The organism is Burkholderia glumae LMG 2196 = ATCC 33617, assembly GCF_000960995.1.
Taxonomy (GTDB): domain Bacteria; phylum Pseudomonadota; class Gammaproteobacteria; order Burkholderiales; family Burkholderiaceae; genus Burkholderia; species Burkholderia glumae.
The window spans coordinates 2,079,417-2,104,526 of sequence record NZ_CP009435.1; the positions used below are offsets into that span (position 1 = coordinate 2,079,417).

19 protein-coding genes are annotated in these 25,110 nt (G+C 70.4%); 12 read left to right on the plus strand and 7 right to left on the minus strand.

The window, feature by feature from the left end; all coding sequences use genetic code 11:
* Positions 1–4 precede the first annotated feature (4 nt).
* Positions 5–508, plus strand: coding sequence for a GNAT family N-acetyltransferase (locus KS03_RS22035; protein ID WP_012735048.1), 504 nt, complete (start codon positions 5–7; stop codon positions 506–508).
* Between the two features lie 21 nt (positions 509–529).
* On the opposite strand, the gene KS03_RS22040 is transcribed toward KS03_RS22035, so the two are convergent.
* Both KS03_RS22040 and KS03_RS22045 read right to left on the minus strand, forming a co-directional pair.
* Positions 530–1,402, minus strand: coding sequence for a cytochrome c oxidase assembly protein (locus tag KS03_RS22040; protein WP_012735049.1), 873 nt, complete (start codon positions 1,400–1,402; stop codon positions 530–532).
* Between the two features lie 37 nt (positions 1,403–1,439).
* Positions 1,440–2,117, minus strand: a complete 678-nt coding sequence (locus KS03_RS22045) for an SCO family protein (RefSeq protein ID WP_080569290.1) — start codon at positions 2,115–2,117, stop codon at positions 1,440–1,442.
* A gap of 308 nt (positions 2,118–2,425) precedes the next feature.
* On the opposite strand from KS03_RS22045, the gene otsB reads away from it, so the two are divergent.
* Together otsB and otsA are read left to right on the plus strand one after the other, a co-directional pair.
* Complete coding sequence (otsB, locus tag KS03_RS22050; RefSeq protein WP_012735051.1) at positions 2,426–3,178, plus strand: trehalose-phosphatase; 753 nt, start codon at positions 2,426–2,428, stop codon at positions 3,176–3,178.
* Positions 3,175–4,578, plus strand: a complete 1,404-nt coding sequence (gene otsA, locus KS03_RS22055) for an alpha,alpha-trehalose-phosphate synthase (UDP-forming) (protein WP_012735052.1) — start codon at positions 3,175–3,177, stop codon at positions 4,576–4,578. The genes otsB and otsA overlap by 4 nt, the downstream gene beginning before the upstream one ends.
* 63 nt (positions 4,579–4,641) lie before the next feature.
* Here the strand turns inward: otsA and KS03_RS22060 are convergent, their stop codons facing one another.
* Complete coding sequence (locus tag KS03_RS22060) at positions 4,642–6,474, minus strand: ABC transporter ATP-binding protein (RefSeq protein WP_012735053.1); 1,833 nt, start codon at positions 6,472–6,474, stop codon at positions 4,642–4,644.
* 637 nt (positions 6,475–7,111) lie between these two features.
* Here KS03_RS22060 and KS03_RS22065 point away from each other — a divergent pair.
* From KS03_RS22065 to KS03_RS22085, 5 genes are all read left to right on the plus strand, one after another.
* Positions 7,112–8,176 (plus strand): glycosyltransferase family 4 protein, encoded by a 1,065-nt coding sequence (locus tag KS03_RS22065; protein WP_012735054.1) that lies wholly within the window; start codon positions 7,112–7,114, stop codon positions 8,174–8,176.
* A 225-nt stretch (positions 8,177–8,401) separates the two neighbouring features.
* Positions 8,402–9,505 carry a hypothetical protein gene (locus tag KS03_RS22070; RefSeq protein WP_012735055.1) on the plus strand — a complete coding sequence of 368 codons (1,104 nt, stop codon included), beginning with the start codon at positions 8,402–8,404 and terminating at the stop codon, positions 9,503–9,505.
* 118 nt (positions 9,506–9,623) lie between these two features.
* The gene (locus KS03_RS22075; protein ID WP_012735056.1) at positions 9,624–10,091 is read left to right on the plus strand and encodes a DUF2214 family protein; all 468 of its coding nucleotides are present in this window, start codon (positions 9,624–9,626) and stop codon (positions 10,089–10,091) included.
* A gap of 249 nt (positions 10,092–10,340) precedes the next feature.
* On the plus strand, positions 10,341–11,099 hold the full coding sequence (locus KS03_RS22080; protein ID WP_012735057.1) for a FadR/GntR family transcriptional regulator: 759 nt from the start codon (positions 10,341–10,343) through the stop codon (positions 11,097–11,099).
* A 192-nt stretch (positions 11,100–11,291) separates the two neighbouring features.
* Complete coding sequence (locus KS03_RS22085) at positions 11,292–12,134, plus strand: NAD-dependent epimerase/dehydratase family protein (RefSeq protein WP_012735058.1); 843 nt, start codon at positions 11,292–11,294, stop codon at positions 12,132–12,134.
* 138 nt (positions 12,135–12,272) lie between these two features.
* Here the strand turns inward: KS03_RS22085 and KS03_RS22090 are convergent, their stop codons facing one another.
* From KS03_RS22090 to KS03_RS22105, 4 genes are all read right to left on the minus strand, one after another.
* Positions 12,273–14,369, minus strand: coding sequence for a phosphocholine-specific phospholipase C (locus KS03_RS22090; RefSeq protein ID WP_012735059.1), 2,097 nt, complete (start codon positions 14,367–14,369; stop codon positions 12,273–12,275).
* A 355-nt stretch (positions 14,370–14,724) separates the two neighbouring features.
* Positions 14,725–17,214: a GcvT family protein gene (locus tag KS03_RS22095; protein ID WP_012735060.1), complete on the minus strand. Its 2,490-nt coding sequence runs from the start codon at positions 17,212–17,214 to the stop codon at positions 14,725–14,727.
* Between the two features lie 314 nt (positions 17,215–17,528).
* Complete coding sequence (pdxY, locus tag KS03_RS22100) at positions 17,529–18,392, minus strand: pyridoxal kinase PdxY (protein ID WP_012735061.1); 864 nt, start codon at positions 18,390–18,392, stop codon at positions 17,529–17,531.
* Between the two features lie 330 nt (positions 18,393–18,722).
* Positions 18,723–19,715: an LLM class flavin-dependent oxidoreductase gene (locus tag KS03_RS22105; RefSeq protein ID WP_012735062.1), complete on the minus strand. Its 993-nt coding sequence runs from the start codon at positions 19,713–19,715 to the stop codon at positions 18,723–18,725.
* A 670-nt stretch (positions 19,716–20,385) separates the two neighbouring features.
* Here KS03_RS22105 and hpnI point away from each other — a divergent pair.
* Genes hpnI through KS03_RS22125 form a run of 4 tightly spaced genes read left to right on the plus strand, consistent with a single transcriptional unit; the run spans position 20,386 to position 25,040 of the window.
* The gene (gene hpnI / locus KS03_RS22110) at positions 20,386–21,666 is read left to right on the plus strand and encodes a bacteriohopanetetrol glucosamine biosynthesis glycosyltransferase HpnI (protein ID WP_012735063.1); all 1,281 of its coding nucleotides are present in this window, start codon (positions 20,386–20,388) and stop codon (positions 21,664–21,666) included.
* Positions 21,642–23,084, plus strand: coding sequence for a hopanoid biosynthesis associated radical SAM protein HpnJ (gene hpnJ, locus KS03_RS22115; protein ID WP_012735064.1), 1,443 nt, complete (start codon positions 21,642–21,644; stop codon positions 23,082–23,084). The genes hpnI and hpnJ overlap by 25 nt, the downstream gene beginning before the upstream one ends.
* 4 nt (positions 23,085–23,088) lie before the next feature.
* Complete coding sequence (gene hpnK, locus KS03_RS22120) at positions 23,089–24,000, plus strand: hopanoid biosynthesis-associated protein HpnK (RefSeq protein WP_012735065.1); 912 nt, start codon at positions 23,089–23,091, stop codon at positions 23,998–24,000.
* Positions 23,997–25,040: a lysylphosphatidylglycerol synthase domain-containing protein gene (locus KS03_RS22125; RefSeq protein ID WP_012735066.1), complete on the plus strand. Its 1,044-nt coding sequence runs from the start codon at positions 23,997–23,999 to the stop codon at positions 25,038–25,040. Before hpnK ends, KS03_RS22125 begins: the two co-directional genes overlap by 4 nt.
* The last annotated feature ends 70 nt before the right edge of the window (positions 25,041–25,110 follow it).

Sequence of the window (25,110 nt, forward strand, 5' to 3'; positions counted from 1 at the left end):
CCGCATGTCGTCTTCAAACGCTTCCTCCCAGCCGTCCTCGTCCCGTTCCGCTTCGCTCGCCACGCTCGAATGGCGCTGGCAGCCGTTCGGCGCGCTGTCCGCGCGCGAGGTCTACACACTGCTCGAGGCGCGCAGCGCCGTGTTCGTGGTCGAGCAGCGCTGCATCTACGGCGACATCGACGGCGCCGATTTCGACGCCTGGCATTTGAGCGCCGTCGACGCCGGCGGCCGGCTGGCCGGCTACCTGCGCGTATTGCCGCCCGATGCCGGCTCGCCCGACATCCGCATCGGCCGCGTGCTGACCACGGCGCCGTTTCGCGGCATCGGGCTCGGCAACGCGCTGCTCGCCAACGTGCTCGAACGGATCCGCGAGCAATGGCCGGCCACGCCGATCAGCCTGCACGCGCAGGCGCACCTGCAGAAGTACTACGGCGCGTTCGGCTTCGTGCCAAGCTCGGAGGTCCACGACGACGACGGCATCCCGCACGTCTGGATGCGTTGCGCCTGACGCGCGCCGGGCGCCTCGCGCCTAGCGCGGGGCGGCGGCGCGGCCGCGGTCCGCCGGGCGCGGCGCCGCGCCGGTCCGCTCGCGCAGCCGGCCCCGCGCGGACAGGCGCATCCAGTGCCGCAGTGCGACCAGTGCGCCGAGCACGCTCATCATCGAGCCGGGAATCCACAGCAGCAGGCCGCCGATCTGCTGGTCGCGCAGCGGGCTCAGCCACGTGAACGCGCGGCCGCAGATCGAATAGATCGGGTAGAGTTCGCGCGGCGTGAAGAAGATCAGCGCGCCGAGCAGGATCTGCGGCGGAATCGCGGCGATCGCGATCAGGATGCGGCGCCCCGGCGCAAGGCGGGCCGGCGGCGCGGGGCGCGGATCGACGACGAGCCACCAGAACAGCAGCCCGTCGATCACCATGCTCCAGTTCATCACGCGATAGAGCCGCCAGTCGAGCATGGCGACGAAGTGGATCGGCGCGAGCAGCCAGAAATAGATCAGCCCGACGAACAGCAGCACCGCGACGGCCGGATGGAACAGCACGTCGAGCGCGACGCGCAGCGGCCTGGCGGCGAGCGCGGGCTTCACCACGCGCTGCCGCCACGCGAACGGAAGGCCGGCGCGGATCGCGGCGCCGGGGTAGGACAGCGCGATGAAGAACGGCCCGAGATGATGCAATACCAGGTGCTGCGCGCGATGCATGAAGAACTCGTGCTCGAAGAAATAATCGAGCCGCGTGTGCAGCGCCACGTAGAGCGCGCCCAGGCCGAACCAGAACGACAGCTGCCGCAGCGGCGTGACGCGCGCCTTGCGGGCGCCGCGCGCGAACAGCACGGCCGCGCCGAGGATCGCGACCACCACCGTCGGCGACGGCTCCCAGGGATCGAGCCAGGCGAGCGGGCTCATCGCGCGAGCCGGTGCCGAGGCACGGTGGGGCGCGGCTTCATGAGGCCGGTGCGCCAAGGAGGCCGCGCAGGTCGGCGGCGATCGCCTCCGGCGAATCCTGGTCGGTGGCGAGCCGCCGCGCCCGGCCGCGCGCATCGAACACATAGACGGCCGAGCTGTGCGTGACCGCATAGTCGCCCGAGGCATCGGGTGCGTCCATTTGATAGGCGATGCGGTAGCGTTTCGCCAGCGTCTCGATCTCGCGCGCGCTGCCGGTCAGCCCGACCGCGTGCTTGGCGTCGAACGCGCCGACGTAGGCGCGCAGCAGTGCCGGCGTGTCGCGGGCCGGATCGACCGACACGAACAGGATGCGCACCCGGTCCGCGTCGGGGCCGAGCCGGGCCAGCACCTGCATGAGCCGCGCCATCGTCGTCGGGCAGACGTCGGGGCAGTGCGTGTAGCCGAAATAGACGAGCGCGACGCGGCCGCGAAACGCCGCCGCGTCGATCGGCCTGCCGTCCTCGCCGGTCAGCGAGAACGCGAGGTCGGGCAGGTGGCCCGAGACGTCGGTCAGCGTGGCGGTGCTGGTGCCGCGCGGCGAGCAGGCGCCCAGCGCGCAGGCCGCCGCCAGCACCAGCGCCGCGCCCGCCGCCGATCCCGCGCGTGCCATCGCGGGGCGCGCACGGTGTGAGCCGCGCGGGGGCTGGCGTCGGGTGGTGCCGGGCAGGAGAGGCATCGATCGGCTCATCGGCGGAGAGTGGGAACCGGGGCAGGGCAGTCCGAATCGGGGCCGATACGCGCGCTGCAGCCCGTCTTCGAATCGTCCGACTGTAGCGCAATTCGTCGGGGCGGGGGCGGCTGCGAGCGATGCCGGCGATCACGCGAAACGGATCCGGGCCGCGCGCCAACCCATCTCGGCCGGCCGGCGCGGCACCGGCGGTTTTGCCCTCGGCCCGGCCGGCGCGGTAAGATGCCGTCATGCTTTCGTCGGCCGCTGCGCCGGCGGCGGCCAGCCATGCCCACGCCACCCTCACCCGAGAACCGATGCAATCCGTCCCGGCTTCCCTCCCCCTGACCGATACCGCATTCTTCTTCGATTTCGACGGCACGCTCGTCGATCTCGCGCCGACGCCAGACGGCATTCACGTACCCGCCTCGCTGCCCGCGCTGCTGACCGAGCTGCGCACGCTCACGCGCGGCGCGGTGGCGATCGTCTCGGGCCGCGGCATCGACAGCATCGACGGCTTCCTCGGCCTCACGGACCTGCCGGTCGCCGGGCTGCACGGCGCCGAGCGGCGCGACGCGAACGGCGATACGCAGCGCGTGGGCTTCAACGACGAGCGCCTGCTGCGCATCGAGCACGAGCTCGCCGCGGTGGTCGAGCGTCATCCCGGCATGCTGCTCGAGATCAAGGGCGCGGCCGTCGCGCTGCATTTCCGCAACGCCCCCGAACGCGAGGCGGTGGCGCGCGAGGCGGCCGAGCGGCTCGTGGCCGACTATCCCGATGCCTACGTGCTGCAGCCCGGCAAGATGGTGTTCGAGATCAAGCCGAAAGGCGTCGACAAGGGCCGCGCGATCGCGGCGTTCCTGAACGAGCCGCCGTTCGCGGGCCGCAGGCCGGTGTTCGCCGGCGACGACCTGACCGACGAGAAGGGCTTCGCGGTGGTGGATGCGGCCGGCGGCCTGTCGATCAAGATTGGCGCGGGCGATACCACGGCGCGCGCACGGCTCGATTCGGTCGAGGCGATGCGCGCGCAGATCGCCGCCTGGATTGCGGCGGAGCCCGCCCGCGCATGAGCCGGCTGATCATCGTATCGAATCGGGTCGCGCCGATCTCCGAGGGCGAACCGGCCGCGGGCGGCCTCGCTATCGGCGTCTACGACGCGCTCAAGGAAACCGGCGGCATGTGGTTCGGCTGGAGCGGCGAGGTGGTCGCCTCGGGCGCGCCGCAGATCCGCGTGGAGGAGCGCGGCCCCGTGACGTTTGCCACGATCGGCCTCGTGCGCCGCGATTACGACCAGTACTATCGCGGCTTCTCGAACGCGACGCTATGGCCCGCGTTCCACTACCGGACCGATCTGATCCAGTACGACCGCCACGAATTCGAGGGCTATGGCCGCGTCAACGTCTGGCTCGCGCAGCAACTGGTGCCGCTGCTGCGCGACGACGACGTGATCTGGGTCCACGACTATCACCTGATTCCGTTCGCGCAGGCGCTGCGCGCGGCCGGCGTGAAGAACCGGATCGGCTTCTTCCTGCATATCCCGTTTCCGGCCGCCGAGGTGCTCGTCAACGTGCCGCCGCACCGCATGCTGGTCGAGGCGATGTGCTCGTACGACCTGCTCGGCTTCCAGACCGAGCCGGACTTGCGCGCGTTCTGCGACTACATCGACGCGGAGGCGCAGGGCAGCCTCGAGCGCGGCGGCGCGCCCGGCATCCGCGGCAGCGGCCCGGTGACGATCCGCGCGTTCGGCCGCGTGCTGCAGGCGCATGCCTATCCGATCGGCATCTATCCCGACGAGATCGCCTCGCTCGCGCAGGCGGGCGCCAACGGCCGCGCGGTGCGTACGCTCGCCACCTCGCTGCACGGGCGGCAGCTCGTGATGAGCGTGGATCGCCTCGATTACTCGAAGGGGCTCGTCGAGCGCTTCCGCGCGTTCGAGAAGCTGCTCGAGCACGAGGCGTCGTACCGCAACCGCGTGTCGTTCCTGCAGATCGCGCCGTCCACGCGCGCGGACCTGCGCGCCTACCAGGACATCCGGCTGCAGCTCGAAGGCGAGTCGGGGCGCATCAACGGCCGTTACGCGGAGCTCGACTGGGCGCCGATCCTCTACATCCACCGGCAGTACGAACGGCCGCTGCTCGCCGCGCTGTACCGGCTCGCGCGCGTCGGCTTCGTGACGCCGCTGCGCGACGGCATGAACCTGGTCGCGAAGGAATACGTGTCGGCGCAGGACCCCGAGGACCCGGGCGTGCTGGTGCTGTCGCGCTTCGCGGGTGCCGCGCGCGAGCTGACGGGCGCGCTGATCGTCAATCCGATGGATATCGACAGCATGGCCGAGGCGCTCTCGCAGGCGCTGTCGATGCCGGTGGCCGAGCGCCGCGCGCGCTACACCGAGATGATCGCGCAGCTGCGCGAGAACAACGTCTCGGTCTGGCGCGACAACTTCCTGCGCGATCTGCAGAGGGCCGGCTGAGCCGCGCGTCCATGAAAAAACCGCCGGCTGGACCGGCGGTTTTCGTCTCGGCTGGGCGGTGCGTCAGGCGACGCGTTCGTCGCCGAGCGTCGCGTCGTCGTCGGGCATCATGGCGTGGCCGTGCTGCTTGGTCAGCAGGTCGCGATAGATGCCGGGGCGGTTGCGCAGCTCAGCGGGCGAGCCGTCGTCGATCACCTTGCCGGCGCTCATCGCGATGATCCGGTCGAAGTTGCGCAGCGTCGAGAGCCGGTGCGCGATCGCGATCACGGTGCGGCCCACCATCAGCCGGTCGAGCGCGGCCTGGATCGCTTCCTCGGAGGCGCTGTCGAGCGCCGAGGTGGCCTCGTCGAGCAGCAGGATCGGCGCGTCCTTGAGGATCGCGCGCGCGATCGCGATGCGCTGGCGCTGGCCGCCGGACAGCTTCACGCCGCGGTCGCCGACGATCGTGTCATAGCCGTCGGGCATGGCCTCGATGAATTCGCTGCAGCGCGCGTCGCGCGCGGCAGCGAGCACTTCCTCGCGGCTCGCGTCGGGGCGCCCGTAGGCGATGTTCTCGTAGATCGAGCGGTGCAGCAGCGAGATGTCCTGCGGCACCAGCGCGATCTGCTGGCGCAGGCTGTCCTGCGTGATCGCGGCGATGTCCTGGCCGTCGATCTTGATCGCGCCGTGCTGGACGTCGTAGAAACGCTGCAGCAGCGCGAGCACGGTCGACTTGCCGGCGCCCGACTTGCCGATCAGCCCGACGCGCTGGCCCGCCTCGATGCGCAGGTCGAAATGGTCGAGGATCGGCCGGCGGCCCGGATAGGCGAACGTGACCTTGTCGAACTCGACGCGCCCGCCGCTCGGCTGCAGGTCGGTCGCGTCCGAGCGGTCCGGCATGCCGTGCGGCTCGAGGATCGTCTTCACGGCCTCGGCGAGCCGCGCGATGTGCTGCGTGACGTCCACCAGCGCAACCGCGAGGTCGCGCGTGCCGTGCAGGATGGTGAAGCCGAGCGAGCTGACCAGCACGATGTCGCCCGAGGTCGCGCGGCCCTGGTCCCAGAGCAGCAGCGCCCAGCCGAGCAGGCCGGCCGACAGCATCGCCGTGATCACCGCGTGCAGCAGCCGCAGCTTCTCGAGGTAGAGCAGGCTTTGCTGACGCGCGTCCATCTCGGCCTTGACGGTCTGGCCGAAGCGCTTCTGCTCGCGCAGCGTCATGCCGAACGCGCGCACCATCGACATGTTGCCGATCACGTCGACCAGTTCGCCGTCCACCGCCGCGGCCTTGGTCGCGAACGCATGATGGCGTGCCGAGCCGCGTCCGGCCAGCTTGAACAGCACCACGGCCAGCACCGCCGAGCAGCTGAACAGGCCGAGCGCCATCAGCGGATTGACGACGATGATCATGACGATCGCGCCCGCCACCGCGATGCAAGGCGGCAGCACGTTCCACGCCATGGTGTTCTCGGACGTGTAGACGGCGTTCGAGGTGGCGGTGATCCGGCTTGCGAGCGTGCCGGGCTGCTTCTCGGCGTAATAGGTCGGCGAGTGGCCGCTCAGGTACTGGAACAGGTCGCGGCGCAGGTCCCCCGTGACGGCCACGAAGGTGTGCGCGGCGACCCAGCCGCCGACGCGCCAGAGCATGTTGTCCGCCGCGATCAGGCCCACCAGCAGGCCGAACGCGGCCCACAGCGGCCCGGGGTGATGGCGGCCGCCGGCCAGCACGTCGATCAGGTGCTTGATCGCGTACTGCGAGCCGAGCGCGCAGCCGACCGCCGCCAGCACGCTGGCCAGCACGATCAGATGGGCGACGGGATGCTTGCGGATGTAGCGGAACAGAAACGCAAGGGGGCGGCTCGCATAGCTCGAGAGCTTCGCGTTGTGGGCGTTGCGCTGGGCAGGTGTGAGAGCTTCCAAAATTTGTGCGTGTGGTCGAACGGAGGTTAAGCGGCGCGCGCAGTGCGGACAGCGTGCCGCGCCGGTCCAAGAAGCAGACGAAAGCCGGCATTGTAAACAAGCCCGGGTTTTGTGCCGCACCCGATCGCATCCGATCGAGCTACGGTCTGCGATCCATTTTGGGATAAAATCCGGCGGCTCGCATGCGTTGCGCGCGGTGCGCGCGGACCTGGGGCTCGTGAAACGAACAGGCGGGCCGGCCGGTAAGTTTGTGGCGGCGCGTCAACGATGGTCCTACTCTAATTCCGCCTTGAAAATCCAAGGGTTGCAAAATGTTGCGCCTTTGTAACAAGGTAAAGTCTTTGAAATGTTCCGCGCCGCGGCCATCGTTCGCCTCGATAATGCCGTTCGGGCTAACCCTGAGTCATTTTTACAGGATGCCCGGTGCCGCCTCCCGCAGCATGAAGGAAATTTTACGGGATGCTGTCAACGACGTAAGGCACCACGCGTTGAATGCAAGTGCGCCGTCAGTGGGCGGCGCTTCGTTACCGCGAGCCGGTCGTTTTTGTCCGACGTTTTGATCAGTCCGGCTCGCCGGACGGCAAGGCTTACGGTTGATCCAGCCTGACTTTTTGCCGATATTTTAGGAGTTACTCGAATGCGAATCGCTCAAATCGCTCCGTTGCACGAGGCGGTTCCCCCGAAGCTGTACGGCGGCACCGAACGCGTAGTGTCCTACCTGACCGAAGCACTGGTCGAGATGGGGCACGACGTGACGCTGTTCGCTAGCGGCGATTCGCAGACGTCCGCGAAGCTCGAAGCGTTCTGGCCGCAGGCCCTGCGCCTCGATCCGACGATCCGCGACGTGATGGCTCCGCACATGCTGCTGCTCGAGGAAGTGCGCCGCCGCGCGGACGAATTCGACGTGCTGCATTTCCACATCGACTATTACCCGTTCTCGCTGTTCTCGCGCCAGCCGGTGCCGCACGTCACGACGATGCATGGCCGCCTGGATCTGCCGGAACTGCAGCCGATCTTCAACACCTTCAACACCGTGCCGGTGGTGTCGATCTCCGACAACCAGCGCATTCCGCTGCCGCAGGCCAACTGGCAGCCGACCGTCTACCACGGCCTGCCGGAAAACCTGCTGACGCCGCCCAAGGACGCCAAGCCGAGCTACCTCGCCTTCCTCGGCCGCATCTCGCCGGAAAAGCGCGTGGACACCGCGATCCGCATCGCCGAGCAGGCCGGCCTGCCGATCAAGATCGCCGCCAAGCTCGACAAGGCCGACCGCGCGTACTACGAAGAGAAGATCAAGCCGCTGTTCGCGCTGCCGCACGTCGAGTACATCGGTGAAATCAACGAATCGCAGAAGTCCGAATTCCTCGGCAATGCGCACGCGCTGCTGTTCCCGATCGACTGGCCGGAGCCGTTCGGCCTGGTGATGATCGAGGCGATGGCCTGCGGCACGCCGGTGATCGCATTCAAGCGCGGCTCGGTGCCCGAAGTGATCGACAACGGCGTGTCCGGCTTCGTCGTCGAGGACGAGATCTCGGCGGTCGCCGCCGTCAAGCAGCTCGACACGCTGCCGCGCGAGAAGGTGCGCGGCGCGTTCGAATCGCGCTTCTCGTCGAAGGTGATGGCCGCCAACTACGTGAAGGTCTATGAAGAACTGCTGCGCCAGAGCCGCCGCACGGTGCTGCGCGAAGTCAACGCGAACTGATCGCACGAGCGGCGCGCCGGCCGTTCCGGCGCGCTCCGACGCCCCGCAGGGTTTTTGCCCCGCGGGGCGTTGTCCATTCGGGGGCGCCTTCGGTGTTGTATCCGCGCCGCGCGGCCGGGCCCGTTTGGCTGCAATGCGACGGCTTTCGTCTGACGCGGCAGGTCATGCCCCTATAATGGCCGTTTCGTAAAATCCGGCACCGGCGAGATCGACAGGAGAGAGGTTTTGGCGAGAACGAAAATCACGCGCGCGAGTCCGGCCCCTGGCGCCGGCGTCATTTTCGCGTTGCGCGCGATCGGTCTCGTGCTGTTCGTCCGCTGGCTGCACGCCATGGCGCAGATGGCATGGTCGACGCTGTCGACCATGGCGTCGTCGCCGTGGGCCTGCGTGAACCTGGTGTTCCTGTTCCTGCTGATGACGCTGCCCGGCGCCGCCGCGCGCGCCGAGCGGCCGAGCCATCCGCTGCCGCAATGGCTGCGGCAGGCGCTGCGCCTGTTCGCGCTGCTCGGCTTACTGTTCGCCGTCTGGTCGGTCGGCGCGTTCGTCTGGTTCGCCGGCTGGCGCCGTGCGCTGCACGCGGTGGTGGCGAGCAACGGCTGGCTGGTGGTCGCGCCGGTGCTTTATGCCGCCGTGGTATGGATCTGCCGCCCGCAGCCGCTCTGGCGCACCAATATCGCCGCCCGCCGCTTCGCGATCGGCCGCTACGCGATCTCGCTCGACGTGCTCACGCGCACCGTGGTGGTCTGGATGGAAAGCCGCAAGGTCGGGCAATACGATGCGCGCGAGCTGGCGATTCGCTGGCCGCGCGGCACCGTGCTGCCGCCTCCCGCGGTGGTCGAGCCGCCGGCCGTGGTGGCCATGTCCGCGACCGCCGCGCTCGAGCCGGAGGCGGCGATCGCACCGGGCGGCGCCGCTGCTGCGGCCGACGCCGGCCCCTCGCTCGACGCCGGCGCGGCGGCCGCGCCCGTTCATGCTGTCGAGCCGGCGGGCGGCGCGGATTCGGGCCGGGACCCGGCCCTGTCGCCCCCCCGGTCAGAGCCGTTGATAGCAAGCTCCGGGCCCGCGGCGGCGCCCGCCGCCGCCGAGACGGCCGCCGCGGACGGGGCGGGGCCGGCATCGGCCGAACCGGACCGCGCCCGGCCCGGCGTGCCGGCGAGCTCGGATATTCCGCGCGGCCGGCCGTTCTCGCGGCCGAAGGTCGAACTGCTCTGGAATTCGCCGGCGGCGGTCGGTCATAATCGCAAGCTCGTGATGCGCGCGCCGCTCGCGACCGAGGGCGATCGCGCCGCCGCGCGCGCACTCGATGCGACCTTGCGGCAGTTCGGCTGACATCCTCCAGGCGGCACGATCGCCTCGCGGAGCGGCGGTCGGGCCGCCTGCCTCAAAGTCCTGCGGGCCGCGCCGCGTGGGTGCGGCATGGCCGTCCCGCCCGAAACAGGAGCTTGCGATGATCATTCAGTGGCTGCTGGCCGCGATCCACCTGAGCGCTTTCGGTCTCGCGCTGGCCGCGAGCGCCACGCGCAATCGCGCGTTCAAGCGCGTCGCCGCCGCGCCCGTGGTGCAGGTCGCCGACCTGAAGGCCGTGTTCCGTGCCGACACCGGCTGGGGGCTGACGGCGCTGGTGCTGCTCGTCACCGGATTGATGCGCGCGTTCGGCGGCTTCGAGAAGGGCAGCGCCTATTATCTGCACGAGCCGCTGTTCCATCTGAAGATGACGGCCTTCGTGATCATCCTGATCCTCGAGATCCGGCCAATGAGCGCGCTGCTGCGGTGGCGAGCGGCCGTGCGGCGCGGCGAGCTGCCCGATGTGGCGCGCGCGTTCACCTATTCGCGCATCTGCCATGCGCAGGCCGCGCTGATCATCCTCATCGTGTTCGCCGCCGCCGGCATGGCGCGCGGCATCGGCGCCGGCTGAACCTGCTGCCGCACTGCCGGCGCGAGCCGTCGGCAGCGGCCCGACAGGCCGATCTGTCCAGGCGCGTCAAGAAGTGCGATGATTCGACATCCGACCGCCGCGTGCGCCGTGCCGCCGCGACCCCGTCCGTCAAGGGATTGGGGGAAACATCAGTCATCGGATGACTTGTGACGCAGTATAATGGCCGCGCCATTTCGGTCTGATCCGCTTTCCGTCGGGTCGGATTCTCTATTTTAAGGATAAGGCCCCATGTCCGTGCCCGCGCTCCCCGTGCCCCCGCGCCGCCGCGCCCGCAGCCTCGCCCAAGATGTCGTCGACGCGCTGAGCTCGCAGATCGAGAACGGCATGCTGCGTCCCGGCGACAAGCTGCCGACCGAGACGGAAGTGATGGCCACCCAGGGGGTGAGCCGCACGGTGGTGCGGGAGGCGATCTCGCGGATGCAGGCGAGCGGCCTGATCGAGACGCGCCACGGGATCGGCAGTTTCGTGCTGGCGCCGGAGCGGCGCCGCACGCTCGGCATCGATCCGGCCACCATCACCACGCTGCGCGACGTGCTCGCCGTGCTCGAATTGCGCATCAGCCTCGAGAGCGAATGCGCGAGCCTCGCCGCGCAGCGCGCCAACGATACCGACCTCGATTCGCTGCGCCGCGCGCTCGACGCGATCGCGCAGAGCGCCTCGGGCGGCCGCGACACGGCCCAGCTCGATTTCCATTTTCATCAGCAGATCGCCCAGGCCACCGGCAACCGCTATTTCGTCGACATCATGACCCAGCTCGGCACCTCGATCATTCCGCGCGCGCGCGTGAACTCGGCGCGCTTCGCCGGCGACGATCTCGAACGCTATGTCGGGCGCCTGAACCACGAGCACGAGGCGATCTTCGAGGCGATCGCGCGGCGCGATCCGGAGGCGGCGCGCGCCGCGATGCGCACCCACCTGACCAACAGCCGCGAGCGTCTGCGCCGCGCGCACGAAGCGGCCGAGGCGGGCCGCGACGGCGCCGATTGAGCGTGCCCGACCGGGCGGCCCGCCGCGCGGCGCGGCGCCCGACCCGCGTGAGGCGGAGGCCTCGCGGCTAGGGGTTCTCGCCGGGTAGCCCAAAACGTCAGTCATCGTATAAGATCGCGATTCCGCGCCTCGATGCCTTTGCATCGGCGTCCTGCCACCTGCTTCGATTCGCCATCCAGAGAGGATTTCGCCGTGACTTCGCCCACTTCCACGACCGCCAAGCCGTTCCGCCGCCTGCTGCTCACCGGCGCCGCGGGCAATCTCGGCCGCCAGCTGCGCGCGGCGCTCGGCGATTGGGCCGACATCGTCCGCGTCAGCGACATCGCGCCGCTCGGCGAGGTGGCACCGCACGAGGAAGCGGTGGTGGCGGACCTGGCCGACCGCGCCGCCGTCAACGCGCTGGTCGAGGGCGTGGACGCCGTGATCCACCTCGGCGGCATCTCGGTGGACGCGCCGTTCGACGCGCTGATCGAGGCCAACATCCGCGGCGTCTACAACCTCTATGCGGCCGCCCATCAGTTCGGCGTGCGCCGTATCGTCTACGCGAGCTCGAACCACGTGGTCGGTTTCCATCCGGTCACCGAGGTGGTCGACGTCGATTCGCCGCCGCGCCCCGATTCGCTGTACGGCGTGACGAAGTGCTTCGGCGAGTCGCTGTCGCGCTATTATTTCGACCGCTTCGGCCTGGAGACGGTGTGCCTGCGGATCGGCTCGTCGTTCGACGTGCCCAAGAACCCGCGCATGCTGGTTACCTACCTGAGCTTCCGTGACTTCATCGAGCTGGTGCGCTGCTCGCTGATGACCAACCGGGTTGGCCACGCGATCGTCTACGGCGTGTCGGACAACCGCACCAAGTGGATCGACAACGCCAAGGCCGCGTTCCTCGGCTTCCGCCCGCAGGACAGCTCGGCGCCGTTCGAGCACCTGTTCCCGTCGAGCGGCCCGGACCGCAATCTCGACGATCCGGCACAGCGCTACCAGGGCGGCGGCTTCGTGGTCGGCGAGCCGCAGGGCGAACCGAAGCTCACGAACTGAGCACACCCGAAACAGGCAATCCGCCGGCCGCGTGAGCGGCACGGCGGGGCGGGGCAGGGCGGCGAGCGCGAGAGCGCGCGCGGCGCGAGAACCCCGCGGACGGCGCCCGTCGCATTACGTGACGGGCGCCGTCGCCGTTTACACGGTGGCGATCGCCGGGTCGCTGGTGCTCGGGCGGCCCGTCTCGACGTGGCCGGCGAAGCGGCGCAGGAAGCCGGAGGCGGTGCCGTCGCTGATCGTCAGGTCGAACCAGCCGTGGCTGCCGCGCAGGTCCCAGTAGTCATCGATGCGCTGGCCCGGGAACAGCTCCCAGGTGCGCGTGCGGCCGCCATAGCCGTTCGACACGGTCAGCCGCACCGGTGCCTTGCCGCGGTTCGTGAGGCGCAGCATGAGGTTGCCGTTGATCACGTCGTAGCCGTACAGCGCTTCCGGATTCGGCGTGTGGCCGTCGCCGGCCGCGGTGGTGCCGCGGAAGCGGCTGAAGAAGCCGTTCGGGCCGTACACCGAAAGGTCGTACAGGCCGAGCGTGGCCGCCGTGCTCCAGCTGTCGGCGAGCTTCTTGCCTGCCTCGACGGTATAGGCCCACGGGCCGTCGATGCGGTTTGCGGCCTGCACCTGGAACGCCGCGCCGGCCCGGCCGCCGTTCGCGAAGGTCAGCTTGTACTTGCCGCGCGCGGCGTCGTTGCGGCCGAACACGAACAGCTCGTAGGGCAGCGCGCGCGCCCGACGCAGCCCGGCTTCCTGCCGCGGCACGGCCTGCGAGACGGGCGGCAGGGGCACGTAGTCGGGGTGCGTGGTGCGGTCGGGCGGCGCGTAGCCGCTCGTGTCGGGCAGCGACGGCAGGCGCGAGTCCGGATCGCGGAAGTCGAACGCGGCAGTCAGATCGCCGCATACGGCGCGGCGCCACGGCGAGATATTCGAGGCCGCGATGTCGTACTGCTCGCCGAAGCGCGCCTCGATGAACTGCAGCAGCGAGGTGTGATCGAAGGTCTGCGAGCAGAGCCAGCCGCCCTTGGTCCACGGCGAGACCACGATCATCGGCACGCGCGGGCCGAGGCCGTAGGGGCCGGCCATGTGCGTCGCGTTGCCCGCGAACACCTCGTTGGTGGTGGGCACGGTGGACAGGCCGTTGTCGCGCGACTGCGGCGCGAACGGCGGCGGCACGTGGTCGAAGAAGCCGTCGTTCTCGTCGTAGGTGATGAACAGCGCGGTCTTGCTCCACACCTCGGGGTTCGAGGTCAGCGTCGCGAGTACCTGCTCGACATACCAGGCGCCGTAGTTGGCCGGCCAGTTCGGGTGCTCCGAATACGCCTCCGGCGAGCAGATCCACGACACCTGCGGCAGCGTGCCGTTCGCGACGTCGGCCTTCAGCACGTCGAACAGCGTGCCGCCCGCGCTGACGTTGGTGCCCGTGCGGGCCTTGTCGTACAGCGGGCTGCCCGGCTGGGCGTTGCGATACTGGTTGAAGTAGAGCAGCGAGTTGTCGCCGTAGTTGCCGATGTAGGCGTTCTTGCTGGTCCAGCCCCACGAGCCGGCCGCGTTCAGGCCCTCGCCGATGTCCTGGTAGATCTTCCACGACACGCCGGCCTTCTCGAGCACCTCGGGATAGGTGGTCCAGCCGTAGCCGGCTTCCTCGTTGCCGAGCACCGGGCCGCCGCCCTGGCCGTCGTTGCCGACGTAGCCGGTCCACATGTAGTAGCGGTTCGGGTCGGTCGAGCTCGGGATCGAGCAATGGTAGGCGTCGCAGATCGTGAACGCGTCGGCCAGCGCGTAGTGGAACGGAATGTCCTCGCGCTGCAGGTAGGCCATCGACGTCGTGCCCTTGTTCGGCACCCACTGGTCGTAGCGGCCGTGGTTCCAGGCCGCGTGCATGTCCTGCCAGCCGTGCGGCAGATCCTGGATGAACTGCAGGCCGAGGTTCGACGCGGTGGGACGGAAGGGCAGCACTTCGCCGAGGCCGGCCGGCTGATGGAACACCGACTTGCCGTTGGCGAGCGTGAGCGGACGCGGATCGCCGAAGCCGCGCACGCCGCGCAGCGTGCCGAAGTAATGGTCGAACGAACGGTTCTCCTGCATCAGGATCACGATGTGTTCGATATCGCGGATCGTGCCGGTGCGGCGGCTCGCGGGAATCGCGAGCGCGTTGCGGATCACGGGCGGGAACACGCTGAGCGCGGCGGCGCCGGCGGTGCCGGCGGCGAGGCGCAGAAAGTCGCGGCGATGTTTCGTCGTCATGGGTTGCTTCCTGGGCGGAGGGAATGGGCGGCCGTGCCAGAGACGGCCGAAAGAAATGCGGCCGGCGTCGCGCGGGGCGCGACCTGCGTCGTCGCCGAGAATAGCGGGCGAACGGTGTCATCCGCGTGACCGAGACAAGGTTGGCGGGCCGGGAAAAGCGTGTGAAAACAAGCTGAAAGCCAAGTGGGAAAGCGCCCCGCGCCGCGCCGCGCGAACCGGCAGGAAACGGCGCGGCGGAGCGCGGCCGGCGCGGATGACGAGACGGCGCCGGCCCGATGCCGCCCGCGCCGGCCGGCCCGGGACGAACCCGCCGGCCGACCCGGGGGCGGGCTCGACGGGGCGGCCGCCGGCGCGCTCATGCGGGCCGCCCGAGCCCGGCCGGATCGTGCGGCGCCGGCAGGCGCGCCGTCGCGGCGAGCCGTTCGCCCGCCAGTTCGATCTGGTAGCGGCCCTCGGTGGGGTCGGGCGCGCCGGCCGCGCAACTCACCACGCCGAGCGCGACCGGCAGGCCGAGCGTGTGGCCGAACCCGGCCGAACTCAGTAGGCCGACGGCCGCGCCGTCGCGCAGGATCGCCTCGCCGCCCCACAAGGTGACGTCGGGCCGGCCCTCGACGCGCAGCGCGACGACGCGGCGCCGGCACGGTAGCCCGGCGCGCGCGGCAAGCGCCGCCGAGCCCGTGAACGGTATCGGCATCGCGAGCTTGCAGAGCCCGGCGAGGCCGGCCTCGAACGGGTCGAGGCTTGGCGACAGTTCACGGCCCCAGGCCGCCTGGCCATTCTCGATGCGCAGCGATTCGAGCGCGTACTCGCCGGCCTGGACGAGCCCGAGCGCGGCGCCCGCGTGCACCAGCGCCGCATGCACCGGCACCGCCGACTCGACCGGCACCAGCAGGTCCCAGCCCGGCGCGCCGGCGATCGCGTGGCGCAGCGCGTGCACGGTGGCGTGGCCGAGCTCGATCTCGCGGCAGGTGCCGGCCGCGAACCCGGCATCGCGCAAGTCCGCGCGCGAGACGCGCTGCAGCAGTGCGCGCGCATGCGGGCCGATCAGCGAGAAGAGCGCGTATTGCCCCGTCACGTCGAGCGCCACGCAGCGCCGATCGCCGGCCTCGAGATGACGCTCGAGCAGGTCGAGATCGCGCGTGGCCTGCGTGGTGCCGGTGAGCAGCAGATAGCGATCGTCGGCAAGCCGCGCGAGCACGACGTCGGACTCGTAGCCGCCGCGCGTGTTGAGGATGCCGCTGCGCACGATGCTGCCGGGCGCCACCGCGACGTCGTTGGCCAGGCGCGACTGCAGCGCGCTTTCGGCGTCGCGCCCCTTGACGAGCAGCTTGGCCAGCGCGCTGCGATCGAACAGGGCCACCGCCTCGCGGCAGGCGCGGTGCTCGGCGGCACTCCAGTCGTGCCAGTTCTGCCGGCCGAAGCGGTAGTCGATGCGCGGCGGCTGGCCCGGCGGCGCGAACACGTTGACGATTTCCCAGCCCATCCGGCTGCCGAAGCAGGCGCCGGCAGCCTGCAGCTGCGCGTGGACCGGCGAGCGCCGCACGCCGCGCGCGCTCTCGAGTTCGCGGTTCGGCCAGGGCATCGCGTAGTGCAGGCCGAGCGTTTCCTTCACGCGGTCGTGGAGCCACGCGTCGTTGCCGTGCAGGCGCGCGAAGCGGCGCAGGTCCACGGCCCACAGGTCCAGGGTCGGCTCGCCCGCCTCGATCCACTCGGCGAGCGCGCGGCCGGCGCCGCCCGCCGAGGCGATGCCCATCGAATTGAAGCCCGCGCCGACGAAGAAGTTCGCCAGCTCGGGCGCCTCGCCGAGGATGAAGTGGTTGTCCGGGGTGAACGACTCGGGGCCGTTGTAGAACTGCCGGACCTCGGCCGTCTCGAGCGCCGGCACGCGGTGCAGCGCGTTGCGCATCAGGATCTCGAACTGGTCCCAGTCGTCGGGCAGCAGCTGGAATTCGAATTGGTCGGGAATGCCGTCCATGCCCCACGGCTTCGCGTCGGGCTCGAAGCCGCCCATCACGAGCCCGCCCACTTCCTCCTTGAAGTAGACGTAGCCGTCGGGGTCGCGCATCACCGGCAGGTCCGGGTGCGTGCCCGGAATCCGGCCGGTCACGATGTAGTAGTGCTCGGCCGCGTGCAGCGGCACCGTGACGTCGGCGAGCCGGCCGAGGCCCTTGGCCCACTGGCCCGCGCAGTTCACCACGAATTCGGCGCCGAGCGTGCCGGTGTCGCCGGCCTTGTTGCGCCACACCACGCCGGCCGCGCGGCGGCGCGTGCCGGTGCGCTCGCTCAGCACGGCCGTGACGCGCGTGCTCTCGATGATCCGCACGCCGCGCTGGCGCGCGCCGCGCGCGAGCGACTGGGTGAGGTCGGTGGGGTTCGCCTTGCCGTCGCCGGGCAGCCAGGCCGCGCCGGCCAGATCATCGGTTCGCATCGCGGGCCACAGCGCGCCGGCCGCGCGCGCATCGATCAGCTCGCATTCGACGCCGTAGGCGCGCGCCATGGCGGCCGTGCGCTTCAATTGCGTGAGACGCTCGGCCGTGCGCGCCACCGACAGCGAGCCGCAGCGCTTCCAGCCGGTGGCGAGGCCGGTCTCGGCCTCGAGCGACGCATACAACTCGGTGGAATAGCGGATCAGCTGCGTCAGGCTGCGTTGCGTGCGCAACTGACCCACCAGGCCGGCCGCGTGCCAGGTGGTGCCGCACGAGAGCTGGCCCTGTTCGAGCAGCACCACGTCCGTGATGCCGGCCCTGGCGAGATGGTAGGCGGTCGAGCAGCCGATGATTCCGCCGCCCACGATCACGACGCGGGCATGGGACGGCACGGGCGGGGCGGAGAACGGGGCGGCCATCGCGAGCCTGGACAGATTGCAACAAAACGCATCGTATTGCCTGAAAATGACACGTTTGCGACGGCGCCCACGAGCGGCGGCGTTCGCCGCGGGCGCGAGGCAATGGCGGGGACGAAGGGCCGCAAGCGCGGCGCGCGCGGGAGCGATTAGCTGCGCGGCGGGAGGTGGCAGACAGGGCGGAAGGCGGGCGCCGGGAAACAGGGGCCGGGAAGGGCCGAAAAGCGGGGGCCGAAAAGCGGGGCCGGCAAGCGGGGCCGGGAAACGAGCGAGCGGCGCGGGCATGTGGTGCCGGTGCGCCGCTCGCCGCGCCGCGCTCATTCGATGTCGGTCACCCAGGCGCCGAACCACTCGCTCGGCCGCGCGATCTCGTCCTGCGCGGCCACGAGCTCGAGTTCGTAGCGGCGCGCGTCGTAGGTCGCCTTGACCACGGCGTGCACCGCCGCGAGCGTGTGCTCGAAGGCGGCGCGCAGCGAGTCGCCGCGCAGCCGCCGCGCCACGAACACGGCGCTCGTCAGATCGCCGACGCCGACCGGATGGCGCGGGAACGCGTAGAGCGGCCGCTGGCCGATCCAGGCCTCGTGCTCGGTGACGGCCAGCATGTTGAAGCGGTCGGCCGGGCTGTTGCGATCGTGCAGATGCTTGACGAGGATGATCTTCGGCCCGCGCCGGATGAGCTCGCGGCAGGCGTCGACGGCTTCGCGCACCGTTTCGACGCGGCGTCCGGCCAGCTTCTGCAGTTCGCTGTGATTGGGCGCCATGCCGTCGGCCAGCGCCGGCAGCTCGGACACGATGAATTCCTCGACGCCTGGCTCCGGGCGCACCCCGCCGGTCTGGCCCATCGCCGGATCGCAGAAGTACCAGGCGTTGGGATTCATCGACTTGACGGTGCGCACGATGTCGGCCGCCGCATGCGCCTGCGCGGGCGAGCCCAGGAAGCCCGAGAGGATCGCGTCGCAGCGCTTGAGCGCGCCGATCGCGGCGATGCCGTCCACCAGCTGCTCCATCTTCGCCGCGTCGATCGCGCTGCCGGCCCAGTTGCCGTACTGCATGTGGTTCGAGAGCTGGACCGTGTTGAGCGGCCAGACGTTCACACCGAGGCGCTGCATCGGGAACACGGCCGCGCTGTTGCCCGCATGCCCGTAGATCACGTGCGACTGAATGCTGAGGACGTTCTTCATGATCGGCGGCTGATCGCGGTTCGGTGTCTGCACGATACAGGAACTCGCCGCGACACGGAAACACGCGCTGATCGAACCGCGCCGGGAAGGTCGGGGCCGGCTTGTCCGACTGGTTGTAAGAATGCGAAAAACGTGCCGCGCCTCGGTCCTTCCGGCAGGCCGAGGTTGCCGATTCGCGCGATCCCGCACCCGTCCTCGTTCGTGCGGCTGGCTGCGGGTTCGCCGTCGTCGTGGCTCCCGGCATCGCGCCCGCCGGCACGGCAACGGGGGCCGGCCGCTCCGCTCGGGCTCGAAGACTGGCAGGCGCGCGGCGTGCGGCCGCTTACCCGTTCATCGCGCGGCAAGCTCGTCGCGCACCTGCGCGGCGATCTCGTAAGAGCGCACGCGCGCGGCGTGATCGTAGATCTGCGACGCCACGATCAGCTCGTCGGCACCGGTCTGCGCGATCAGCTGCTGGAGCCGGTCGCGCACCGTGTCGCGCGAGCCGATCGCCGCGAACGACAGCGCATGCGCGACGTTCGCGAGCTCGAAGTCGCTGCCCTCGAGCACCTCGACGGGCGGCGGCAGCTTGCCCGGCGTGCCGCGTCGCAGGTTCAGGAACTGCTGCTGCAGCGAGGTGAAGAGGCGCCGCGCCGCCTCGTCGGTATCGGCCGCGAACACGTTGACGCCCACCATCGCATACGGCTTCGCCAGCGCGGCCGACGGCCGGAACTGGGCGCGATAGACCTCCAGCGCGCGCATCAGGTAATCGGGCGCGAAGTGCGATGCGAACGCGAACGGCAAGCCCAGCATGGCGGCCAGCTGCGCGCTGAAGAGGCTCGAGCCGAGCAGCCAGAGCGGCACGTTCAGGCCCGCGCCGGGCACCGCGCGCACCCGCTGGCCCGCCACCGGGTCGGCGAAATAGCGCTGCAGTTCGACCACGTCGTCGGGGAACGTGTCGGCGCTGCCGGCCAGATCGCGCCGCAGCGCGCGCGCGGTGGTCTGGTCGGTACCGGGCGCGCGGCCGAGGCCGAGCTCGATGCGGCCCGGGTACAGCGAGGCGAGCGTGCCGAACTGCTCGGCGATCACGAGCGGCGCGTGATTGGGCAGCATGATGCCGCCCGATCCCACGCGGATCGTCTTGGTGCCGCCGGCGATGTGGCCGATCACCACCGCGGTGGCCGCGCTCGCGATGCCGGGCATGTTGTGGTGCTCGGCGAGCCAGTAGCGCTGGTAGCCCCAACGCTCGGCGTGCTGCGCGAGATCGAGCGAGTTGCGAAACGCCTGGCCGGCGTCGGCGCCTTCGGGGATCGGCGCGAGATCGAGAACGGAAAACGGGATCATGGGCGGGAGTCGGAAAGTAGGGGAGCGGGCTCGCGCGCGCCGGCGGGGCCGGCACGGCGCGAACCGACGCGCGTGAAAGCGGCGCGACAGGTGCCGCCGATTGTGCCAAAGGGTGGGCAAGCCCGCTGGCGGTGCCGCGATAACCCTGCCGCCCGCAGGGTAAGCGGCGGCCTCGACCAGCCGCCGGTGTGCGACCGAAAAGCGCACTTCGTCGCGCCCCGCTTGCCTCGCCGACGCCTCGCGACGGGGTGCGCGCAACGCGTCAATGGCGTAATGGAAACGGGTCGAGTTGATGCTCCGCAAGTTCCAGTGCGAGAGAAGCTTGACGACGCTGGCGATGTCGGTGGGAAAGTGCTTGTGTTATCTGTCTCTTTATTGCGTTCAAGACCGGCCGATTTGTCGCGATTTATGTCGATTTGTCGAGGCAGTGGTGGGGGCGGATAGGCGTCCGAGATCCGCTGCTACACTCAATCCCTAAATTAAAGCGCGCCGCGGGATTGCCGAGAGACGCCGCCTTCGACGGGTGGCGGGCCGCATGCGGCGGCGCTCCCGATCGAACCATCACGGCCCCGCCGCGCGCGGGGCCAGGAGCCGGGACCGTGTCTGTCGACGTCCAATCCGCATCGCGCAGCGCGCATCGTGCCGGCCCCCGGGCCGGCCGGGGCGCCGCATGAGCGCCGTCGCGCGGATCCTCGATTGCATGCTGTTGGCGCTGAGCTGCGCGGCCTGCGTCTACGCGTGGTTCGCGGCGCTCGCGCCGGCACCGCGCGCACCGCGCGCGCACTGGCGTGACGGCCGCGCCGGCGTGAGCGTGCTCAAGCCGCTGTGCGGCGCCGAGCCGCGGCTCTATCAAAACCTCGCGAGCTTCTGCCGGCAGCGGCATCCGTGCTATCAGGTGATCTGCGGGGTGGCTTCGCCGGCCGATCCGGCGATCGCCGTGGTTCGGCGCCTGCAGGCCGATTTCCGCGATTGCGACCTCGAGCTCGTGATCGATCCGCGCATCCACGGCCGCAATCGCAAGGTCAGCAACCTCATCAACATCGGCCGGCGAGCCCGCTACGGCCGCCTCGTGATCGCCGACAGCGACATCGCGGTCGAGCCCGACTATCTGGAGCGCGTGACGGCGCCGCTCGCCGATCCGTCGATCGGCGTGGTCACCTGCCTGTACCATGCGCGCAGCGTGGGCGGCTTCTGGGCGCGCCTCGGCGCGCAGTTCGTGGACGCATGGTTCGTGCCGTCGGTGCGGATCGCGCATCTGGGCGGTTCGAGCGATTTCGGCTTCGGCGCGACGCTCGCGCTCACGCGCGAGACGCTGGAGCGGATCGGCGGGCTGGCCGCGCTGAAGGACGAACTGGCCGACGACTACTGGCTGGCCGCCCTGCCGCGCCGCATGGGGCGCCGCACCGTGCTGTCCGAGGTCGACGTGACGACCGACGTGATCGAAACCCGCTTCAGCGAACTCTGGGCGCGCGAGACGCGCTGGCTTCGCACCATCCGTTCGCTGAAAATGGGTGGCTTCATTAGCCTGCTGATTACCTTCACGGTGCCCTGGCTGGCGGTGGGCGCGTCTCTGTCGGTCTGGCTCGCCGGCACCGTGCCGGGTGCGATCGGCGCGTTCGCGTCGGCGGCCGGCATGCTCGCGCGGCTGCGGCTGCATGCGCGCGTCGCGCGGGGCCGGCGCGCGTTCTGGCGCGACCTGCCGCTCGTGCCGATTCGCGATACGCTGCTGCTTGCGGCCTGGATCGCGGCCGCGTTCGGCTCGCACGTGATCTGGCGCGGCGCGCGCATCCGGGTGGCGGCACCGGCGCCGGTGGCGCGGGCCGGCACGGCCGGGCGGGCGGCGGGCGCGGCGGCAGGAACCTCGAGTGCGCGGGACCGGCAGGCGCCGCGCGGTGACGACGAACATCGACTGCACGAAGACGAATCATGCAAGATAACGGAACCCCTCTGAAAACCCTGTTCCTGCAAGCGCCGTCCTACGACGGCTTCGACGGCGGCGCCGGCTCGCGCTACCAGGCCCGGCGCGAGATCCGCTCGTTCTGGTATCCCACCTGGCTGGCCCAGCCCGCCGCGCTCGTGCCCGGCAGCCGCGTGCTCGACGCCCCCGCCGACGGCCTGTCGGTGCAGGCCACGCTCGAGATCGCCGCCGGCTACGACCTCGTCATCATCCACACCAGCACGCCCTCGTTTCCCACCGACGCCCTGTTCGCCCAGGACCTCAAGCAGCGCAAGCGCTCGATCGTGATCGGCATGGTCGGCGCCAAGGTCGCCGTCGATCCCCACCATTGCCTGCTCGCCTCCGAGGCGATCGATTTCGTCTGCCGCGAGGAGTTCGACTACACCTGCCGCGAGCTGGCCGAAGGCAAGCCGTTCGCCGAGATCCTCGGCCTGAGCTACCGCACCGCCGACGGCGCGATCGAGCACAACGGCCCGCGCCCGATGATCGAGGACATGGACGCGCTGCCGTTCGTGGCCCCCGTCTATCAGCGCGACCTCAAGATCCGCAACTACTTCATCGGCTATCTCGACTACCCCTACGTCTCGATCTACACCGGGCGCGGCTGCCGCTCCAAATGCACCTTCTGCCTGTGGCCGCAGACCGTGGGCGGCCACCGCTACCGCGTGCGCTCGGTCGAGAACGTGCTGGCCGAGGTGAAGTGGATTCGCGACAACATGCCGGAGGTGAAAGAGATCATGTTCGACGACGACACCTTCACCGACTTCAAGCCGCGCGTGGAGGAAATCGCGCGCGGGCTCGGCAGGCTGGGCGTGAGCTGGTCGTGCAACGCCAAGGCGAACGTGCCGTACTCGACGCTGAAGATCATGAAGGACAACGGCCTGCGCCTGCTGCTGGTGGGCTACGAGTCGGGCGACGACCAGATCCTGCTGAACATCAAGAAGGGCCTGCGCACCGACATCGCGCGCCGCTTCAGCGAGGACTGCAGGAAGCTGGGCATCAAGATCCACGGCACCTTCATCCTCGGGCTGCCGGGCGAGACCAAGGACACCATCCGCAAGACCATCGCCTACGCGAAGGAGATCAATCCGCACACCATCCAGGTGTCGCTGGCCGCGCCCTATCCGGGCACCAAGCTCTACGAGCAGGCGGTGGAAAACGGCTGGATGGAGGAGAACCGGACCATCAACCTGGTCAGCAAGGAGGGCGTGCAGCTGGCGGCGATCGGCTACCCGCATCTGTCGCGAGAAGACATCTATCACGAGCTGGAGCACTTCTATCGCGCGTTCTACTTCCGGCCGTCGAAGATCTGGGAGATCGTGCGCGAGATGCTGTCGAGCTGGGACATGACGAAGCGCCGCCTGCGCGAAGGCGTCGAGTTCTTCCGCTTCCTGCGCGCGCACGAGGCCTGAGCGCGTGGCGAATTCACCGGGGCCCGCGCGCGCGCTGATTGTCACCGCCGACGATTTCGGCCTGCATCCGCGCGTGAACGCGGCCGTCGAGCGCGCGCATCGCGACGGCGTGCTCACGGCCGCGAGCCTGATGGTGGCGGCGCCCGCCGCCCGGGACGCGATCGCGCGCGCGCGGCGGCTGCCGACGCTGGCCGTCGGCCTGCACCTGGTGCTCGCCGACGGCGCGGCGATGCTGCCGGCGCGCGAGATCGGCGCGCTGGTCGGGCCCGACGGCCGCTTCGGCGATGCGATGGCGAAGCACGGCTGCCGCTTCTTCTTCCTGCCCTGGGTGCGCGCGCAGTTGCGCCGCGAGATCCGCGCGCAGTTCGAGGCGTTCGCCGCGAGCGGGCTGCCGCTGGACCATGTCAACGCCCACAAGCATTTCCATCTGCACCCGACCGTGCTCGCGATGCTCGTCGAGATCGGCCGCGACTACGGGCTGCGCGCCGTGCGGCTGCCGTGCGCGCGCCGGGCGCCGGCCTGGCTGCGGCCGTGGATCGCGCTGGTGCGCGCGCGGCTCGATCGCGCGGGCCTCGCCCACAACGACTACCTCATCGGCATTGAACAGACGGGACACATGAACGAAGCAGCCTGGCTCGACGCAATCGCCGCGCTGCCGGCGCATGGCGTCGGCGAAATCTATTGCCATCCGGCCGAGGCCGGCGAGGCGCCCATCACGCCGTCGATGCGCGGCTACCGCCCGGCCGACGAACTGGCCGCGCTGCTCTCGCCGCGCGTGGCCGCCGCGCTCGACGCGGCCGGCCTCGCGCGCGGCGGGTACGCCGCGGTGTTCGGCCAGGGCCGGCCGCATCCGGCCGCCTCGCGCGGGGCGCCGGCAGCCACCGCCAGCCGCGCGGGAGGCGCCCGCCCGCGATGATGAAATGGCTGCATCGACTCGGCTGGCCGATCGGCATCGCGATCCTGCTCGTGCTGGCCCTGCACCAGGGCTGGCGCGACGTGATCCACACCATCGGCCGCGCCGGCTTCGTGCTGTTGTGGCTCGTGCCCTACCACGCGTTCCCACTGCTGCTCGACGCGCAGGGCTGGCGCCTGCTGCTGGCGCGGCGCGCCTCGCTGCCGTTCCTCTGGTGGCTCGCCACGGTGCGGGAGGCCGTGAACCGGCTGCTGCCGGTGGTTGGGGTGGGCGGCGAGCTGATCGGCATCCGCGTGGCGCGCTGGCGCGTGCCCGACGCGAGCTTCGTCACGGCGACCGTGATCGTCGAGCTGCTGGTGACGCTGTCGGTGCAGTACGCGTTCTCGGCGCTCGGGCTCGTGCTGCTGGTGGCCGCCACCGGCTCCGGCGACAGCGTGAAGACGATCGCGCTGTCGCTGGTGCTGTCGCTGCCGATGCCCGTGATCGGTTTCGTCATGCTGCGGCGCGGCGGGATCTTCCAGACCATCGAGCGCTTCGCCGCCAAGCTGCTCGGCGATACCAGCAAGCTGCTGCGCGGCATCGACGGCGAGCGGCTCGACGCCGAGATCATCGCGCTGATGTCGCGCACCGGGCTGTTGCTGCGCGCGTTCGGCTGGCAGTTCGCGGGCTATCTGAGCGGGGCGCTGGAGATCTATCTGGCGCTCGCCATGCTGGGCCATCCCATTTCGGCGAGCGGCGCGATCGCCATCGAGGCGATGATCCAGGCGATCCGGCACATCGCGTTCATGGTGCCGGGCGGCGTGGGCGTACAGGAGGCGACCATCGTGCTGCTCGCGCAGCTGTTCGGCGTCGATCGCGAGACGGCGCTGTCGCTGGCACTGGTGCGGCGCGCGCGCGAGCTGCTGTCGGGCGGCCTCGCGCTCGCCTCGTGGCAGGTGGTGGAGCTCGTGCGCGCGCGGCGGCGGCACAGGCTCGTGGCGCTTCGCGCGGCGCGGCGCGGCTCGGGCGGCCGGCGTGCCGCCGGCGCGCGCGCGCCGCGCTGAGGGCGCGGCTTGGCCTGGCCCGGGCGCCGTGGTCCGCCTCGCCGCGCGCCGGTTGGGCCGGTTGCGCCGT

What these genes read in the sequence shown, in the direction of transcription:
- KS03_RS22035 (WP_012735048.1), top strand. Translation starts at nt 5, where the DNA reads ATGTCGTCTTCAAACGCTTCCTCCCAGCCGTCCTCGTCCCGTTCCGCT.
- KS03_RS22040 (WP_012735049.1), bottom strand. Translation starts at nt 1,402, where the DNA reads ATGAGCCCGCTCGCCTGGCTCGATCCCTGGGAGCCGTCGCCGACGGTG.
- KS03_RS22045 (WP_080569290.1), bottom strand. Translation starts at nt 2,117, where the DNA reads ATGCCTCTCCTGCCCGGCACCACCCGACGCCAGCCCCCGCGCGGCTCA.
- otsB (WP_012735051.1), top strand. Translation starts at nt 2,426, where the DNA reads ATGCAATCCGTCCCGGCTTCCCTCCCCCTGACCGATACCGCATTCTTC.
- otsA (WP_012735052.1), top strand. Translation starts at nt 3,175, where the DNA reads ATGAGCCGGCTGATCATCGTATCGAATCGGGTCGCGCCGATCTCCGAG.
- KS03_RS22065 (WP_012735054.1), top strand. Translation starts at nt 7,112, where the DNA reads ATGCGAATCGCTCAAATCGCTCCGTTGCACGAGGCGGTTCCCCCGAAG.
- KS03_RS22075 (WP_012735056.1), top strand. Translation starts at nt 9,624, where the DNA reads ATGATCATTCAGTGGCTGCTGGCCGCGATCCACCTGAGCGCTTTCGGT.
- KS03_RS22080 (WP_012735057.1), top strand. Translation starts at nt 10,341, where the DNA reads ATGTCCGTGCCCGCGCTCCCCGTGCCCCCGCGCCGCCGCGCCCGCAGC.
- KS03_RS22090 (WP_012735059.1), bottom strand. Translation starts at nt 14,369, where the DNA reads ATGACGACGAAACATCGCCGCGACTTTCTGCGCCTCGCCGCCGGCACC.
- KS03_RS22095 (WP_012735060.1), bottom strand. Translation starts at nt 17,214, where the DNA reads ATGGCCGCCCCGTTCTCCGCCCCGCCCGTGCCGTCCCATGCCCGCGTC.
- pdxY (WP_012735061.1), bottom strand. Translation starts at nt 18,392, where the DNA reads ATGAAGAACGTCCTCAGCATTCAGTCGCACGTGATCTACGGGCATGCG.
- KS03_RS22105 (WP_012735062.1), bottom strand. Translation starts at nt 19,715, where the DNA reads ATGATCCCGTTTTCCGTTCTCGATCTCGCGCCGATCCCCGAAGGCGCC.
- hpnI (WP_012735063.1), top strand. Translation starts at nt 20,386, where the DNA reads ATGAGCGCCGTCGCGCGGATCCTCGATTGCATGCTGTTGGCGCTGAGC.
- hpnJ (WP_012735064.1), top strand. Translation starts at nt 21,642, where the DNA reads ATGCAAGATAACGGAACCCCTCTGAAAACCCTGTTCCTGCAAGCGCCG.
- KS03_RS22125 (WP_012735066.1), top strand. Translation starts at nt 23,997, where the DNA reads ATGATGAAATGGCTGCATCGACTCGGCTGGCCGATCGGCATCGCGATC.